The sequence below is a fragment of the Marinomonas transparens genome (genome assembly GCF_016463975.1).
GTDB lineage: Bacteria > Pseudomonadota > Gammaproteobacteria > Pseudomonadales > Marinomonadaceae > Marinomonas > Marinomonas transparens.
The window spans coordinates 25,551-43,496 of sequence record NZ_JAEMNX010000015.1 but is presented as its reverse complement, the minus strand read 5'-3'; the positions used below and the strand labels follow the sequence as shown (position 1 = coordinate 43,496).

Sequence of the window (17,946 nt, the reverse complement as noted above, 5' to 3'; positions counted from 1 at the left end):
ATCATACCATAAAATACGACTGTTTAACCTGATGATGTTTTAAGCCAACTGCCTAGGTGCGTTTTTACCATTTTGATGGTTGAGTAGGTTATCTATGGTGGTTTCTGCTATATGGTTTAGGGCTTCTTCGGTGAAGTAGCCTTGGTGTCCTGTGACAACGACATTGGGAAAAGTCAGCATGAGTTGGAAGACGCTGTCTTGAATAATGCGGGAGGACATGTCTTCAAAGAAAATAGCGCCTTCCTGTTCGTATACATCCAGTCCTAAGTAACCAATTTTTTTGCTATATAAGCCATCGATGGCTTCTTGGGCGTGAACCAGTGCGCCACGACTGGTGTTGATGATCATCACGCCGTCTTTCATTTTGGCTAAGCTTTTACTGTTGATTAAATGATGAGTAGAAGCATTCAAGGGGCAGTGTAAGCTAATGATGTCGCTTTCTTGGTAGAGACTTTCCAAATCTAGGTATTCACAACCTAGGTCGATGAGTTCCTGTGACGGCATGATGTCGTAGCAGATAACATGACAGCCAAAGCCTTTCATAATATGGCAAAATGCCGCGCCAATACGGCCTGTACCAACACAGCCGACGGTTTTACCTTGCAAGTTAAACCCTAACAAGCCTTCTAAGGCAAAGTTGCCCTCTTTTACCCTGTGGTAAGAGCGATGGGTTTTTCGGTTTAACGTCATAATAAGGGCAACAGCATGCTCTGCCACGGACGTTGGACTGTAATCGGGGACATGGAAAACATGAATGCCGACGGCCTTTGCCGCATAGAGGTCGACGTTATTGAAACCCGCACAGCGCAATGCAATGGTGTTGATGCCCTGTTCTTTTAGCTTGTGAATGACTTCGGAGTTTACGTCATCGTTGACAAAGCAGGACACAGCATCAAAGTCTTTTACCAAGCTGATGGTCTCCATGCTGAGACGGCTCTCGAAATAGGTCATTTCTAAATGAGTGCCATGAGCGCATGTTGATAGAGTTCTTTTATCATAGGGTTTGCATGAGAAAACAGCGATTTTCATTAAAGTCATCCAGTCCTTTATATTTCAATACTTGTTATAGCCTAAAAAGTTATAGCGTGTTTAATTGGTGTTTCATAGTTTGATATGAAACAAGAAAACAAAGGCATTTTTTGTTGTTAACGGTGAAATACAGGTGGAAAGTATTCATCGGGGGAAGTTAAGGAAGGTGTGAATAAGTCTACTAAGGCTCACAGGACGTGACCTAAAAGCCTGAATTTTTTGTTGATCACCTCGAAAATAGGCTCACTATTTAGGTTCGTTACTCGCCTCGAATAACAGGCTTTTATCCACATGCTGATGTCTATATGGATATAGGTTATTAGGGCAATGCAGGGGCATGAGGACTTGTTCACCCATTCCTTAATTTCTACTTGGTTTTAAATGGGTAAAAATTTGTTGTTTTTTCTTTTGTTTTTTCTTAATAAAGGAAAAAATATTTTCCTCTAGACTACACTTTATGCTTATAAACTATTTTCTATTACTTTAGTAATTGTTTGATTTTTATTGTTTTTCTAATATGAAGTTTGCCATTGGAGGCAACATATGAGCGGGAAGTTCTCTAAAAATATTTTCCATCCGTTGGTTTTTTTTACACTGCTTATTAGTCTGAGTCTTACAGCATTTGTAACGAATATTGTTTATCAAAGTAATACGATGCGTATTGCTAAAGCTACAGAGCATGCCTCCAAGAATGCGATGCAGGCTGTTATTTCTCGAATTCAACTTTATAAATATGGCTTAAAAGGCGCCCGAGGGGCCATTTTAATGGCAGGAGAGCATGACATAGATAGGGCTACTTTTCAGCGCTACGGTTCAGCTTTGAATATAGACACGGCATTTCCAGGAGCGAAGGGCTTTGGCTTTGTTCGTCGTGTGTCTCAGGTTAACGAGGAAGGGTTTGTTGATATTACGAGAAAAAGTGGTTGGCCGTTGTTTACCATTAAAGAGCTGTCCCCCAATATTGGTGAGCGTTACGTGATTCAGTACGTTGAGCCTATTGCCAGAAACGAGCAAAGCATAGGACTGGATATAGCGTCTGAAAAAAAACGCCGAGACGCCGCCCGTGCAGCACTGGAGAGTGGTGAAACTCGACTTAGTGCGCCTATCTTAGAAGAGCAATCGACTGGAAAACTTGAACAGTTTTTTGTGATTTTCTTGCCTATATATCGCGGCGATGTTGTACCAAGCTTGCTTGAAGAGCGGTTGGAAATGGGCTTTGGTTGGAGTTATGCGCCTTTGTCGATGGACGGGGTATTAGCGGATTTAGAGATAGATACCAGTCGTCAGCATTTCGAGCTGTTTGATATAACGGATTCAGAGGAAGGGGAACGTTTTTATACTAAGGGGCAGTTAATTACCAGAGTGTTTGAACATGCTGAAGAGTATTCTATTTTTGGCCGAAAGTGGCGAGGAGGAGTCGCCGTTTCTCCGTTGTTTATTGAAGATCTTAATTTACCTAGTATTTATAAAATTGCGGCGACAGGTGTGCTGATTAGCTTTTTGGTTACTTTTTTACTTGGGGCGATTAGAGTGAATATTACCCGCCGTCGAGAAGTAGAAACACAACAGTCTATGATAACGGCGGTGGTGGAAAGTTCTGCTGACGGTATTATCAGTAAGACGTTGGATGGCAAGATTACCAGTTGGAACCGTGGTGCTGAGCGACTTTTAGGGTTCAGTAAAGAGGAGGCGATTGGCAAGACAGTTATGGAGCTTCTGGTACCAGATTCGCTTCGTTATGAAGAAGAAAGGGTGCTTGCTAGTTTAAAGAATAAAACCGCGATTATGCCTTTTGAGACTTGGCGCAAAACCAAGTCAGGGGCTGAGATAGCGGTTGCCGTTTCCGTATCACCGATTATCAATCATTTAGGCCAAGTTGTTGGGGCTTCTAAGTCGGTTCGTGATATTTCCCATCAGAAAGAAGCCGAAGCAAAAATTCGTGAACTCAATACGAGTCTTGAGAAGCAAGTAAGAGAGAGAACGACCGAATTACGGGAGTCCAATTTACTTCTGAACAATGTTTTAGATTCGTCTTCGGAAATTGCCATTGTGGCCACAGATCTGAATGGCATTATTAAATTATTCAATTCAGGCGCTGAAAGAATGTTGGGTTATTCTTCTGAGGAAGCCATCGGTAAACTGACGCCGCTAGATTTTCATCTCCAATCTGAGGTGGAAGCTCGCCATAAAGAGTTGCAGGCGGAAACTGGACGAAGAGTGCCGGAAGGCCTCGCGACTTTATCTTATAAAGCCTATAAGAATGATTACGACCGACAAGAGTGGAGCTATGTTGCTAAGAATGGCGAGATTATTCCCGTGTCATTAGTGATTACGACCATGAAAGACTCTAGCGGTGAGATGGTGGGTGTTTTGGGCATGGCGCAGGATATCTCTGAACAGAAGGCGAGTCAGCAGGCGCTCATTTCAGCCAGAGATCAGTTGTTGATGGCGGCGCAGGTAGCACAATTGGGAATTTGGCATCTAGATTTGACGAGTCATACTTTGGAATGGAGCGATACTTTATTTGAGATCTATCATTATCCATTATCGCTAAGGGAAGAAGGTATCACCTATGAGCACTGGTACAATAGAGTCCACCCAGAAGATCGAGAGAGCGCCATATCTGCATTGAATAATGCAATAAAGGGGGTGGAAGAGTATGACCGTGTAATTCGAATTGTGTTACCGGATGACAGTGTCCGTTATCTTAAATCGGGTGCGTTTGTGGAAAGGGATGAGAATGGGAAGGCGCTTAAGGTAACCGGTATTAATCGTGATATTACCGATGAACGGAATTTAGAAACCTGGCTACGTAAAGCCAAGGACGAGGCGGATGCGGCGAGCGCGGCTAAGTCAGACTTTCTTGCTAATATGAGCCACGAAATACGCACTCCAATGAATGCGGTATTGGGCATGCTGCATCTGGTACTGCGTACGAATTTATCGAATCAGCAACATGACTATATTTCTAAAGCCCAAATCGCAGCAAAATCCTTACTGAATTTGATCAATGATATTTTGGATTTTTCTAAAGTAGATGCAGGCAAGTTAGAGCTTGACCATGCGCCGTTTGAACTGGAAGAGTTATTGTTTGAACTCTCGACTGTGTTGTCAGGCACGAATAGAGATAACGGGGTTGAGCTGGTATTTGATATTGATAAGGACATTCCCCCTTTTCTTATCGGAGATCAGATGAGGCTCTTACAGATACTGATTAATTTAAGCAGTAATGCCTTAAAGTTCACTTTAGAAGGTGTCGTTACTCTAGAGGTCAAATGCCTTGCTACTAAAGGAAATGTTGCTCGGCTTGCTGTTGCGGTGAGAGATACAGGGATTGGCATTTCGGAAGATCAGCGTGAACACATTTTTGATGTCTTCTCTCAGGCGGAATCTTCCACCGCAAGGCGTTTTGGCGGGTCAGGTCTTGGTTTAGTGATTTGTCGTCGGTTTGTTGAGTTAATGGGAGGCGAGCTGCTGGTTGAGAGTGTGGTAGGAGAAGGCAGTTGCTTTCATTTCACAATAGAGTTGCCAATTGCAGAAATGACCCAACAAAAACAACTTATTGATACACAAACAAGACGCTCCATACGTATTTTAGTCGTTGAAAGCAACAGGGTCTCACAAGCTATGTTTCTTCGTATGATCCGTACCTTGGGTTGGACTGGCGTAACGGCTGAGACTGGACAACAAGCGGTAGATCTTATACTTGCTTCACAAGCAAATGAAGAGGCGTTTGATGCGATTTTGTTGGATGCACATATGCCAAACTTTGAAGGTCTAGACGGGGTAGCATTTCTTCATGCCCAACTTGCAGAAGGTTCATGTCCCAAAATTATTATGTTGACGAATAATCCAAATGATCGTCTAAACAATAGCAATGAAACCGGTTTGTTCTCAGATTATTTGCTGAAGCCTGTCACCCTGAGTCAACTATCTGAATCTGTTTATCAGGCTGTGTCAGATGGCAAGGAGTTTGTTGCACAACTTGCCGATGGGGTTTGTGCTAAGCGCTTGGCAGGAGTGAATATCTTGTTGATAGAAGATAATGCTTTTAACCGTCAGGTCGCTGACGAATTACTGACTGCAGAAGGTGCCACGGTCACTTTGGCTGAAGGCGGCATTGAAGGCGTTGAAAAAGTATGTGAGCAACAGGAAGGGACATTTGACCTTGTGCTGATGGATATGCAGATGCCGGATATTGACGGTCTAGAAGCAACACGCAGAATTCGAAAGGATAAACGTTTTCTCCCGCTGCCAATTATTGCGATGACGGCTAATGTTTCTAATTTAGATCGTCAGCGCTGTTTGGATGCGGGTATGAATGACCACCTCGGTAAACCGTTAGATTTAGAGCTGATGGTGAAATGTATTCAGTCATACGTAAAGGTTGTGCAGACTGAGACCACCATTGAGAGTGAGAGTCAGAAGCCGCCAGTTCAGGAAGTGCTTGAACATGGAGATAAAGCCTTAACGACTGGGTCTAAAGTTGAAGAGATTCATTCCATTTTGGATCGCTTTGGTGGCAGCACGGATTTGTTGACGAGCCTTGTGGATGGTTTTGCACTTGAATCTAAAAACTTGTTAGACAGTATTAATAAAGGCGCTAAACAGAAAGATAAAGCGTTAACATTAGAGGGTCTACATACCTTAAAAGGTTCCTGTTTGACCATGGGCTTAACCGGTTTATCTAAACGTCTTTTGTCATTTGAGCAAGGCTTAATCGCATCAGAAGATCAAGCGCTCATTGAAGATTGTCTAGCGACGATTGATACTGTCGAGTTAAGTGCTCAGGTAGAAGAGGAATTGGCGATTATTATGGCTGCATTGGCTGAGGTGAGTTAAGACAGCTTGTACGAGTGATAAAAGCTTTTTGATCACCAGTACAAGATTTGTAAGAAAGGTACGAAGAAATCTACTAAGCCTCAGTCTTTCGATAAGATTTGTAGCTTTTCTAATAGCCATGTGACTTCGTCATCATCTTTTAAGCGTGATGCCATTGCCTGTTCGTATTCCATCACTCGTTTAGTTAATTTTTTAAAATAATCTTGGCCGTATTGGGTCATAAATAAGGCATAGGAACGTCGGTCATTTTTTGCTGGTCGACGTTCAATAATGTCCATGCCTTCAAGTTTATCAACCGCGGCTACCATGGCTGATCTATCATTACCTAAAGCCTGTGCAACAGCCGTTTGGGTTAATCCTGGGTTTTTTTCAACGATAACTATAACGGCAAAGAGGCCGGGACTGATGCCAAGGTCAGAGCACACTTCTGAGAACTTGGTAAAGAAGTTCATTTGGGCACGACGTAAACGATAACCAATGAGAGTGTCTAATATGCCAAAATCTACGGGAGTGTCAGTGGTTTTTTTGTCGTCAGCCATTCGAGCCTCAATCATTGTTGGTTAATACTTTTGCCATTATAGTAGAAAAACAAAAACTGTTGCACTTCTAAACTGTTGTTTTGTCTAATTAAAAGGGCTGGTTCATTGTTGATTTTTCCAGCCCTTTTCAGTTTTGTAGATCAATATCAGCTTATTAAATGCACTAATCCGAGTGTGATACCTGGGAAGAGTATCAATAACGCCACTCGAACAAAGTCCGATATTAAGAAAGGAATAACGCCTTTGAAACATTCTTTTAATTTCAGGCTGTCATCGAAGGATTTAATGATAAAGACGTTCATGCCAACAGGTGGCGTAATGAGTCCAACTTCCACCACTATGAGAGCCAAAATACCAAACCAAATACCTAAATCTACTGGCGGAATGCCAAAGTCCATGGCAATAACGATAGGGAAGTAGATAGGAATAGTCAGTAATATCATGGCTAAACTATCTAGGAAACACCCCATCACCAAGTAGGTGAGTAGCATTAGGACAAGGATGGTGTAGGCGGATAATCCAGAGTTTTGGATCAGCTCTACCCCTAGATCAGGTAACCTAGACAGAGCAATAAAGACACTAAAAAGATCCGCTCCTAAGACGATGAAAAAGATCATCGCCGCAGAAACGGCGGTACGCATTAAGCAGACCAAGAGGCCGTCCAAGCGCATTTTTCCATGGGTGAAAGCCAAAATAGCCGTCAAAATAACCCCCACAGAAGCAGCTTCTGTTGGCGTGAAAATCCCCATATAGATGCCGCCTAATACCACGAGGAAAATCCCCGTAATATGCCAGACATCTTTCGTGGATTTTATTTTTTGCGCTAAAGTCGTTTTTTCACCGCGTGGGCCTGATTCTGGGTAGATTCGAACATAGATGGCAATCGCCAGAATATAGCCTCCAGCCGCTAGAAACCCTGGCACAAAGGCAGCGATAAACATTTTCGAAATGTTTTGCTCGGTCAGTACCGCAAAAATGATTAATACCATAGAAGGTGGAATCAAAATCCCCAATGTGCCACCGGCTGCCAGCGATCCCGCAGCAAGCGCACCAGAGTATTTTAGGCGTTTCATCTCAGGTAAAGCGACTTTGCCCATGGTCGAGGCGGTTGCTAACGATGACCCGCAAATCGCCCCAAACGCTGCACAGCCAGCAATGGCCGCCATGGCAATGCCGCCACGTTGGCGACCAATCCAAGTATTACAAGTTTTGAACAGCTCGGCGGTAATGCCTGAGCGGGTGGCCAGTTCTCCCATTAGTAGGAAGAGGGGGACAACGGAGAGATCATAGCTGGAAAATTTAGAGACAGGCGCTGTACCTAAATATTCCAGTAAAGCAGGAATGCCACCAATTAAGGAATAGCCAATACCACCACAGACTAACATGGCAAGGGCAATGGGAATGCGAATACTCATGAGTATCAGCAGGACTGCCATCATGAAAAAGGCCAGTTCGATATTACTCATTATTACCTCCACGGAACGTGGTGAACAACCTATAAAGACCACATAGTCCGCAAAGAGACATGCATATGACACCCACAATGAAGGTCCACCAAGTGGGGAGTTCAAGCAGCATACTTTGCTCTAGGTAATCATATGCCTCAAAACCACTAAGGCTCATACGATAGGCAAAGGTAAAAGAAACTAGGGTGAAGATTATATTAGAAATGACCTCTAAGGTATGTAAGGTGCTCGGCTTACAGGCTGAGGTAAATAGATCCACAATGACGTGGCCCTTGCGTAGATAACATTCAGGCAAAAACAGAAAAACCGCCATGGCTAAGCCCATTTCTGTGATTTCGTAATCGCCTTCTATTGATTGACCCATGGTAGTTCGACCAATAATACTGGCGACAGTAACCGCCGCCAGTATTAACATGATAAACCCACCTGTAAGAGCAAAAATATTTGACAAGCGACCTAGGATAGATCGCTGTATGTCGGTAGTAAAACGTATCATGCTAAATTATCCAATGGCGCGTGGCTTAACGGTTTTCGTATTTCTTGATAAGCGCTCTGGTTTTATCTAATAGACGTTGTCCATCGTAGCCATCGTCGTTCATATCTTCGACCCATTTTTTGGTGACAGGCGCCATAGCTTTAACCCAACGAGCATGTTCTGCCCCTTCGATGTAATCAAAACTATTACCACGGTCGACAGCAAATTTACGGGCGTAACCTTCGTAGCTATCGAATTTTTCACCGATGTGCCCAGCTAGCGGAATGCTGGAGTTGTCATCGATGACTTTTTTCAAATCAGCAGGCAGGCTGTTATAGGATTTATTGTTCATGGAGAAAATAAAGGTATTGGTGTATAAGCCAGCGCCTTTGAATTGGGTGTGGTGTTTAACCAACTCATGGATCTTCAACGGTAATACCACTTCGAACGGTAGTACTGCGACATCAATGACGCCTTTTGATAAGGCGCTAGGCATTTGTGGAACGGGTAAAAATACCGTATTGGCGCCGACATTGCTAAAACCACCAGACATGATTTTATTTGGCGCACGAACTTTCATGCCCTTCAAGTCTTCTAATTTTTTAATGACTTTATTTCTGGAGTGGAAAGAACCCGGTGCATGGGTATGAAGGGCAATCACGTGCACATCTTTCATTTCGTCTTGCATCTCAGCTTCGGCGTATTCTTGCAGTGCCATACTAGTCGCTTTTGCAGAACCAGGAACGAAGGGCAATTCAAAGGCCGTCATTTTAGGAAAGCGTCCAGGGGTATAACCTGCGACGGTCCAAGAAAGGTCTACAATACCTTTACGAGTTTGATCAAATAATTGTGGCGGTTTGCCGCCCAATTGCATGGATGGGTAGACATCTATTTTGATACGACCATTCGATTCTGCTTCTACTTTCTCGGCCCAAGGTACAAGAAATTGCGAGTGCGCCATGGACATAGGTGGCAGCATATGATGCAGCTTAAAGGTGTATTCAGGTGCTGCGAATGCACTGAAAGACATGATTGAGCCCGCAAGTAGGGCCAGGCTAGAGAGTTTGAATTTACTCATTATTAGTCACCTTATTTTTTTTGTTATGTAAGTGTTCTATTACTCGACTCTCATTGTAGTCAATTTCAAGTTGAGTAACCTTAGATCTTTTGGAGTCATTCTATTTCTGCATAAACAGTGCAAGTTTTCAATCAAATGAATTATCAAATTTTCGCATTGCTCATTCAAAAAAAGCATGGGTGATAAATAATTTGAATTTTTAATAGTTGTAGTGTACAACAATGTGATGTTTCCCAAACATAACAATAAAAACGTAATCACAAAATATAGGTGAAGGTAAAATGAGCAAGATTATTTCTCTGGATCAGGCGGCTGAGCTAATTAAAGACGGTGATTCCGTAGCATGGTCTACTATCGGAATGTCGTTTTTTGCCGAAGCGATTGCTAAAGCGGTTGAAAAACGTTTTGTGACAACGGGTCACCCGCAACAACTTACCTTGATTCATGATTGTGGTTGCGGTGACGGTAAAGAGGCGGGCATGTCTCATTTGGCGTACCCTAATTTAGTCAAACGCTTAATTTCTGGTCATACGGGCCAAGCACCTAAAATGGCGCAAATGATTACCGATGACGCCATCGAGGCTTATCTTCTTCCACAGGGTGTATTGACCACCATGTGGCGTCAAATTGCAGGTAACAAACCCGGAGTGATTACTAAAGTCGGCATGGGCACTTATGTAGATCCACTGATTAGCGGTGGCAAAGTGACCTCTCTTGCAAAAGACGACCTGGTTAAGCGTATTAACATTGAAGATGAAGACTGGTTGCTTTATAAAACGTTTCCCCTTGATGTGGTGATTATTCGCGCGACAACGGCGGATGAAGACGGCAATCTGTCAGTCGAAGAAGAAGCCATGTTAGCGGAAATTCTACCTATGGCTCAGGCGGCCAAAAACAGCGGCGGCATTGTCATTGCCCAAGTGAAATACATTGCTGAACGTCACTCGATTCATCCCAAAGAAGTCAAAGTCCCCGGTGTTTTGGTGGACTACATTACGGTCGCGCCAGCCGAAGATCACAAGCAAACCATCACCACGACTTATAACCCAGGTTTAGCAGGCAACTCTCGAGTGCCGTTGGGCGCTTTGCCTGCTATGCCTTTTGGTGACCGCAAGGTAATTGCCCGTCGTGCGGCGATGGAACTACAGGCGGATGTGATGGTTAACCTAGGGATTGGCATGCCAGATGGTGTTGCTGCCGTCGCGGCAGAAGAAAATGTGTCTAATTTATTTACCTTGACGACTGAGTTGGGTACCTATGGCGGTATTCCTGCCTCGGGTGGTGATTTTGGTGCCGCTTGGAATGCCGATGCGATTATTGAACATGAAGCCCAATTCGACTTTTACGATGGTGGTGGTTTGGACATCGCTTTTTTAGGTTTGGCGCAAGCGGACATTAAAGGCAACCTGAATGTCAGTAAATTCGGTCCTAAAGTGGTGGGCCCCGGTGGTTTTATCAATATCTCGCAAAGTGCTAAGAAGGTAGTGTTCTGCGGTACCTTGGTAAATGGTGCTAAGTTGTCCTATGCGGATGGTAAGGTATCTGTGTTGCAAGAAGGCAAGGTACAAAAATTTGTTGAGAAGGTGGATCACATTACTTTTAGTGGTGACCTTGCCCGTGAAAATCATAAGCCTGTGGTATTTGTTACCGAGCGTTGTGTATTGGAGCTTCGTCAAGAAGGCATGGTATTAACGGAAATTGCGCCCGGTTTAGACCTAGAAAAAGATGTGCTTAGTGCCATGGCTTTCCGTCCGATTATTGCCAATGACTTGAAAACCATGCCAGCAGAGATTTTTGCCGAGCAATGGGGTGGGTTAGCACAAGCAATGACATCAGCAACACAATAAGAATAAATGAGCGAGGAATAAGTTATGGCTATTGAAAATGTTGAGATCCCTTATGGTGCCTATTGGAGTACCCCCTTTACCAAGTGGCAGGGTAGCTTACAACATTTACACTCGATGCAGTTTGCAGCCCATGTGACGAAACAAGAGTTGGCAAAGCGCAATATCGATCCATTAATTTTTGATTCTGGCGTGCTGGGCATGACAGTGAATCAGTTTCAGTCGTTTAATGGGGCACCTTGGCCTTTATATGATATTGGTGCCGTTAATACACCGGGCCATGCGGTGAATCAGGTGTGTGCAACGAGTGCGCGAGGTTTGTTTGCGGTGACTTCTGAAGTACTGGCGGGCATGGCGAATGTTGCCTTGTTGATGACCGCAGACCGTTGTTCAAATGGCCCTCATATTTATTACCCCAATGCGAAAGGCCCTTCTGGTACGTCGGAAGATCAGGTGCTTTATAACATGTTGAATGACCCCATGGGTGGCCATTCCATGATGCAAACAGGTGAGAATGTTGCCAAGCGTTTTGCCATCACCCGTGAAGAACTGGACGCAGTGACCTATCGTCGTTATGAGCAATATCAAGAGGCTCTAAAAGATGATCAGGCGTTTCAAAAGCGTTATATGACCTTGCCCTTGTCGGTACCCACCCCTAACTTCAAAAAAGAAGAGGGTGTGTTGACAGGTGATGAAGGGATCTTCCCCACCACCCCTGAAGGCTTGGCAAAGTTAAAACCTGTCGTAGAAGGTGGGGTGATTACCTACGGTAATCAAACCCATCCTGCTGATGGCAATGCCTCCATGATTGTTTGTCGCTCTGAAGACGCGGCTGAACTTTCTACTAACTCAGCGATTAAAGTGGAAGTGGTCGGTTTTGGTCAGGCCCGTGATGATCTGGCTTATATGCCGGCGGCACCGATTGAAGCGTCTAAGCGTGCCCTTGCTATTGCCGGTATAGATATTAAACAGGTAAAAGCCATCAAAACCCATAACCCATTTGCGGTGAATGACGTGGCGTTAGCCAAAGCTATGGACATTGATGTGATGGCAATGAATAACTATGGTTGTTCTTTAATCTGGGGACACCCTCAAGGTCCAACAGGCTTACGAGCAACCATCGAACTGATCGAAGAGCTCGCAATGAACGGCGGCGGTTATGGCCTATTTACTGGCTGTGCGGCAGGCGATACCGGTATGGCAGTGGTTATTAAAGTATCCGATCGATAAAAAATCCATGCCCTGTGTGTATGCACAGGGTATTTTTTTACCTGTTAAATATAGTTTAGCTTTGCATTTGTTTAGTTACGCAACTAATGTTTTGTCGGTACATTGTTACTGCTTTACGGTGCGCAATGATGTACAGCTAGGCCTATAAACATAAAAATAGAGGCAACCTTATGACAACCTATCAATTTATTAACTTTTCTGTAAATCAGGGTGTTGCACACTTGCAACTTAATCGTCCTGAAAAAAAGAACGCCATCAATGACAGCCTGTGTCTTGAAATTGAACATGTCTTTCTGAACCTTACGGATGACGTGAATGTCATCGTCCTTTCTGGTAATGGTCCTGAGTTTTGCTCTGGCTTAGATTTACGTGAGCATAAAGCTCGTGAGCCTTTTGAGGTGGTTAAGCACTCGCAAATGTGGCATCGCGTTTTTGGTCATATTCGTGAATCAGGCATTCCGGTTGTTGCGGCTATGCACGGTGCTGTAATCGGTGGTGGATTAGAGCTGGCGATTTGCGCCCATGTGCGTGTGACCGAAGAAAACACCTTTTATCGTTTACCAGAAGGCAAGCACGGCATTTTTGTAGGTGGTGGTGCTTCGGTCAATGTGTCTAATGTGATTGGTACTAGCCGGATGACAGAAATGATGTTGACTGGCCGTGATGTGGATGCGCAAGAAGGCTTGCGCATTGGTCTGGGGCATTATGTGGTTGGCGCTGGCGAGGCGTTGACTAAGGCGTTTGAATTAGCGGAAGGCATTGGTAAAAACTCCAAGTACTCTAACTGGGCGATGACCACAGGGATTAGCCGCATTAGTAACATGTCGGCACAAGAAGGCTTGTATACCGAGTCCTTGATTTGCGGTATTACACAAACCAGTGAAGAAGTGAAAGCACGTATTGATGCTTTTCTTAATCGTAAAAAATCCTAGTCAGTCCTCACAGGAGTAGCAATATGCAAATTCAAGATAAACATTTTGTTGTCACAGGTTCCGCTTCTGGTATTGGTGAGGCGGTTGCTCGTCGTCTACATGGTTTGGGTGCCAAGATCACATTAGTGGATATTAATGAGCAAGGTTTACAGCGCGTGCAAGCTGAGCTGGGTGAGCGAGTCCAAGGCGGTGTGACTGATATCGTCAGTGAAGAGTCTGCACAGGCTGCGATTGATAAAGCGGTGGCCGCGTTTGGGCCGATCAGTGGTTTGATTAACTGTGCCGGTATTCCAGGTGCTGAACGGGTTGTCGGCCGTGAAGGGCCACACCGTTTGGCGTCTTTTCAGCGGGCGATCTCTGTTAATCTAGTGGGTACCTTTAACATGATTCGCTTGGTAGCGGATCAGATGCAGCACAATGAACAAGAGGCTAACCTCGAACGTGGCGTGATTATCAATACGGCCTCGGCAGCGGCGTTTGATGGCCAAATCGGTCAGGCAGGTTATTCTGCTTCAAAAGGTGGTGTGTGCGCGATGACCTTGCCGATTGCCCGTGAACTAGCGCGTTTTGGGATTCGTGTGATGACGATTGCTCCCGGCTTGTTTAAAACCCCTATGATGGATGTGTTGCCAGAAGAAGTGCAAAAATCCTTGGGTGAGTCTGTGCCTTTCCCTCCTCGTCTTGGCGACCCGGATGAATTTGCCGCACTGGCGCAGCATATTATTGAAAACGGTATGCTAAACGGTGAAGTCATTCGTCTCGATGGTGCCATTCGTATGACGGCTAAGTAAGGAGCTTATGATGACTTACCAAGCGCCCTATAAAGATATGCAAATGCTGGTGGAGCAAGCCTATCTCCAGCACGGGCTAGATAAACAGGAGGCATTGGAAGACTTTGACATAGAGTTGGCCAATGCCGTGATGGAAGAGGCAGCTAAGTTTGCTTCCGGCGTATTAGCGCCGTTGAATCAAGTCGGTGATATTCAAGGTTGCCGTTTTGACGATGGCAAAGTCATTACTCCAGAGGGCTGGAAAGACGCTTACCAACAGTTTGCTGAATCCGGCTGGGTAGGGCTTTCTTTGCCTGAGGCGTTTGGTGGTCAAGGCTTGCCGAAATATATTTCACAACCTGTTAATGAAATGTGGTTGTCTGCAAATTTAGCCTTTGTCATGTTTCAAGCGCTTGCTCAAGGTGGTTCGGAAATATTACTGAAATTTGCGAGTGAATCATTGCAAGCCCGTTATTTGCCGAAAATTGTAGCGGGAGAATGGACGGTTGCCATGGCGCTGACGGAGCCGAATGCGGGCTCAGATCTTGGCGCCTTGACCACCAAAGCCATACCGCAGCAAGATGGCCGCTATAAGATCAAGGGACAAAAAATTTACATTACCTATGGTGATCATGATTTAACGGACAACATTGCCCATTTGGTATTGGCGAGAACGCCTGATGCCCCTGCGGGAAGCCGCGGTATTTCATTGTTTTTAGTCCCCAAGTATCGGGTTAATGAAGATGGCTCTGTTGGGGATTTCAATGATGTTCGCTGTACCGGGATTGAACACAAAATGGGCTTGCATGGCAGCCCAACCTGTTCAATAAGCTATGGTGATCAAGATGATTGTGTGGGCGAATTGCTAGGTGAAGTGAATCAAGGTTTGATGGGCATGTTCGTACTAATGAACGAAGCTCGTTTAAATACAGGGTTACAAGGAGTGGCCCTAGGTGAATTGGGTTATCAACGGGCTTTGCAATACGCACAAGAACGTACTCAAGGTAGTAACAGCAAAGGTGAACGAGTGGCTATTGTGCAGCATGGCGATGTGCAGCGTATGTTGCTTGAAATGCGTTCAGAAGTGTTTGCTCTGCGCTCGTTAGGGTATCAAATTGCTGCACAAATTGACCTAGTAGAATCGACTGGCGATAACAGCGCGAGAGATCAAGTGGCTTTACTGACGCCCATTTTTAAAGCCTTTTCCACGGAACGTGCCAATGTGATGACGGGCAATGTGGTACAAGTGTTTGGTGGGATGGGGTTTGTAGAAGAAACGGGTGTGGCGCAGTTTATGCGTGATGCACGCATTACTACTATCTATGAAGGAACCACAGGCATTCAAGCTCGTGACCTGATGTTTAGAAAAGTACGTGGTGACCAAGGACAGGCGTTGTCCGCTTTGCTGGTTAGTATAGAAAGTCTAGCCAATGAATTAGTCTCTGATGACAGTCTTGCGCACATTGCCAAGCAAGCGAATCAAGCGGTGGTGGTTGTGCGTCAGTTGATGGTTGATCAATTGCTCAATGATGCAACGGACGAGGATACCTTGCATGCTGTGTCTGTGCCTTTTCTTGAGGCAATGGGCACGCTTTGTTGTGCATGGCAATTGATGAATGCAACATCGACAGCGGCTAAAGCCAATATTGAAGATCAAGATTATTATCAAAACCTGATGGCGATGACGCAATTTTATGGCGCTTACCGATTACCGACGGCGATGGCGTCCTTGCAGACAGTGGCTTCTGCTGGAATGGGGTTAAAGGCATTTGATTTTCAACAACAATAAATGTCTGGTTTGTTTTCATGCGTCGTATTCGTTTGTAAATCGACGTTAGAATAAAAATAATTAAAGCGGTTTTAGGAGCAAAAAATGAATGTAGGATTTCACCCTATTAAGGTGGTAGCCCATCCGATTGAGGTCGCTAAATTGGCCGATGGAGTTCAGATCGTCAGCAGTCAGAAGCCGCTAGGAGACTACGCACGCTGCTGGACAGATCAGCTTGAATACTGGGCAAAGCAAGCCCCTGAGAGAGTATTTGTAGCGCAGCGTAATGCTCAAGGCGAATGGGATGAAGTGACCTATGCGGAAGCCGTGATACGTGCTCGTAAGATTGCCTCATGGTTGCTCACTCAACCGGTTTCTGTTGAACGTCCCATTGTGTTTTTATGTGGTAACAGTGTCGAGCACCTAATGTTGGCGTTGGCCGGCATGTATGTGGGCATTGCCCATGCGCCTGTGTCACCTGCCTACTCATTGGTGGCGACGGATTACACCAAGCTAAAAAATATTTTTGATATTTTAACGCCAGGGTTGATTGTCGTTGATGATTTGGCCCCCTTTGAAAAAGCAATAAAAGCGGTGTGTAGCGATACGCAGACACCCGTTGTGGTGATCAAGGGCGATACCACAGCACAGCAAATTGTCAATCCTACCATTGCTTTTCAAACCCTATGGGATACGCCTGAAAATACCGCAATCGATGCAGAAAATGCCAAAGTAGATGGGAATACCATCGCGAAAATCCTCTTTACTTCAGGTACCACAGGTGCGCCAAAAGGGGTGATTAATACCCAAAGAATGATCTGTGCGAATCAGGTGATGATTCATCAAGTGATGCAATTTTTGACGGATCAGCCGCCGATTATGGTGGACTGGTTGCCCTGGAACCATACCTTTGGTGGTAACCACAATGTTGGCATTGCCTTGTACAATGGTGGCAGTCTCTATTTGGATGATGGCAAACCAACGGAAAAACTTTTTGCTAAGACGTTAAAGAACTTAGCGGATATTGCCCCAACTGTGTATTTCAATGTCCCTAAAGGCTTTGAATTGTTGGTGCATCACCTACAAGCGGATGGGGAACTCGCGAAGAAATTTTTCTCCCGTTTGCAATTTACCTTTTTTGCGGCAGCAGGTTTAGCGCAACACATTTGGGATGATCTTGATAATTTAGCGATTCAATACACGGGCAAAAAAATCCCCATGCTAACTGGGCTTGGTTGTACTGAAACGGCACCGTCGGCGACCTTTGCTTCAGTGGAAGAATCTACCTCTGGTGTGATTGGTGTTCCTGCCCCCGGAGTGTCGATCAAATTGGTGCCAAACGAGGGTAAGTTGGAAGCGAGAGTCAAAGCCGTTACCGTGATGCCGGGGTACTGGCGTCAGCCAGAGTTAACCGCGAAAGCCTTTGATGCTGATGGCTTTTATTGTCTTGGGGATGCCTTTAAATATTTGGACGAACAACAACCCCAGCGTGGCTTTCGTTTTGATGGTCGAGTGTCGGAAAACTTCAAACTAGACAGTGGTACCTGGGTCAGTGCGGGGAATTTACGGGCGCATTTTATCAGTGCTTTCGCACCACTCGTGCAAGACGCGGTAATTTGTGGCTCTAACCGTAGCTTTATTAGTGCCATGGTGTTTCTTGATTGGGCCCATTGTCGAGCCATTTTACCGGGAAATGAAACGGTTAGTAATGAAGACTTGATTCATCATCCGTTGGTGTGCGATGCCTTCCAGCAAAAATTGAATGAATTTGCTAAGCAAGGAACAGGGGGAGCGACCTTGGTTAAGCGTATTATTTTGCAAGCCGTGCCACCGAGCATTGATGCCCATGAAATAACGGATAAGGGATCCTTGAATCAACGTGCGGTACAAGAACATCGCCAAGATCAGCTAGAACGACTTTATCAAGAACCCTTGTCAGATCGGGTAATTAGCCTTTAAAAAGAATGCTGTTA

At 44.9% G+C, this 17,946-nt stretch carries 12 protein-coding genes; 7 read left to right on the top strand and 5 right to left on the bottom strand.

All coding sequences use genetic code 11. The annotated features are described in order from the left end of the window. Positions 1-39 precede the first annotated feature (39 nt). The gene (locus tag I8J31_RS12895; protein ID WP_199468986.1) at positions 40-1,029 is read right to left on the bottom strand and encodes a 2-hydroxyacid dehydrogenase; all 990 of its coding nucleotides are present in this window, start codon (positions 1,027-1,029) and stop codon (positions 40-42) included. Between the two features lie 543 nt (positions 1,030-1,572). Between I8J31_RS12895 and I8J31_RS12890 the strand changes: the two genes are divergently transcribed. Further along, positions 1,573-5,871, top strand: coding sequence for a PAS domain-containing hybrid sensor histidine kinase/response regulator (locus I8J31_RS12890; protein WP_199468985.1), 4,299 nt, complete (start codon positions 1,573-1,575; stop codon positions 5,869-5,871). 80 nt (positions 5,872-5,951) lie between these two features. Here the strand turns inward: I8J31_RS12890 and I8J31_RS12885 are convergent, their stop codons facing one another. The 4 genes from I8J31_RS12885 to I8J31_RS12870 all read right to left on the bottom strand — a co-directional run bounded on the left by I8J31_RS12885 (position 5,952) and on the right by I8J31_RS12870 (position 9,429). Beyond that, the gene (locus tag I8J31_RS12885; protein ID WP_199468984.1) at positions 5,952-6,410 is read right to left on the bottom strand and encodes a MarR family winged helix-turn-helix transcriptional regulator; all 459 of its coding nucleotides are present in this window, start codon (positions 6,408-6,410) and stop codon (positions 5,952-5,954) included. A 146-nt stretch (positions 6,411-6,556) separates the two neighbouring features. Next, complete coding sequence (locus I8J31_RS12880; protein WP_199468983.1) at positions 6,557-7,876, bottom strand: TRAP transporter large permease; 1,320 nt, start codon at positions 7,874-7,876, stop codon at positions 6,557-6,559. Then, positions 7,869-8,372 (bottom strand): TRAP transporter small permease, encoded by a 504-nt coding sequence (locus I8J31_RS12875; RefSeq protein WP_199468982.1) that lies wholly within the window; start codon positions 8,370-8,372, stop codon positions 7,869-7,871. The genes I8J31_RS12880 and I8J31_RS12875 overlap by 8 nt, the downstream gene beginning before the upstream one ends. Positions 8,373-8,397: 25 nt before the next feature. Next, entirely contained in the window at positions 8,398-9,429 is a 1,032-nt protein-coding gene (locus tag I8J31_RS12870) for a TRAP transporter substrate-binding protein (RefSeq protein ID WP_199468981.1), read from the bottom strand. Positions 9,430-9,710: 281 nt separating this feature from the next. Here I8J31_RS12870 and I8J31_RS12865 point away from each other — a divergent pair, with 281 nt between their 5' ends. The 6 genes from I8J31_RS12865 to I8J31_RS12840 all read left to right on the top strand — a co-directional run bounded on the left by I8J31_RS12865 (position 9,711) and on the right by I8J31_RS12840 (position 17,932). Then, on the top strand, positions 9,711-11,276 hold the full coding sequence (locus I8J31_RS12865; RefSeq protein WP_199468980.1) for an acyl CoA:acetate/3-ketoacid CoA transferase: 1,566 nt from the start codon (positions 9,711-9,713) through the stop codon (positions 11,274-11,276). 24 nt (positions 11,277-11,300) lie between these two features. Beyond that, positions 11,301-12,503 carry a thiolase family protein gene (locus I8J31_RS12860; protein ID WP_199468979.1) on the top strand — a complete coding sequence of 401 codons (1,203 nt, stop codon included), beginning with the start codon at positions 11,301-11,303 and terminating at the stop codon, positions 12,501-12,503. A 170-nt stretch (positions 12,504-12,673) separates the two neighbouring features. Beyond that, on the top strand, positions 12,674-13,435 hold the full coding sequence (locus I8J31_RS12855; protein WP_199468978.1) for a crotonase/enoyl-CoA hydratase family protein: 762 nt from the start codon (positions 12,674-12,676) through the stop codon (positions 13,433-13,435). A gap of 23 nt (positions 13,436-13,458) precedes the next feature. Next, entirely contained in the window at positions 13,459-14,226 is a 768-nt protein-coding gene (locus I8J31_RS12850; protein WP_199468977.1) for an SDR family NAD(P)-dependent oxidoreductase, read from the top strand. Positions 14,227-14,236: 10 nt separating this feature from the next. Continuing rightward, positions 14,237-15,994, top strand: coding sequence for an acyl-CoA dehydrogenase family protein (locus tag I8J31_RS12845; protein ID WP_199468976.1), 1,758 nt, complete (start codon positions 14,237-14,239; stop codon positions 15,992-15,994). A gap of 84 nt (positions 15,995-16,078) precedes the next feature. Beyond that, a complete protein-coding gene (locus I8J31_RS12840) occupies positions 16,079-17,932 on the top strand; it encodes a feruloyl-CoA synthase (RefSeq protein ID WP_199468975.1) in 1,854 nt (617 codons plus the stop codon). Positions 17,933-17,946: the final 14 nt, after the last annotated feature.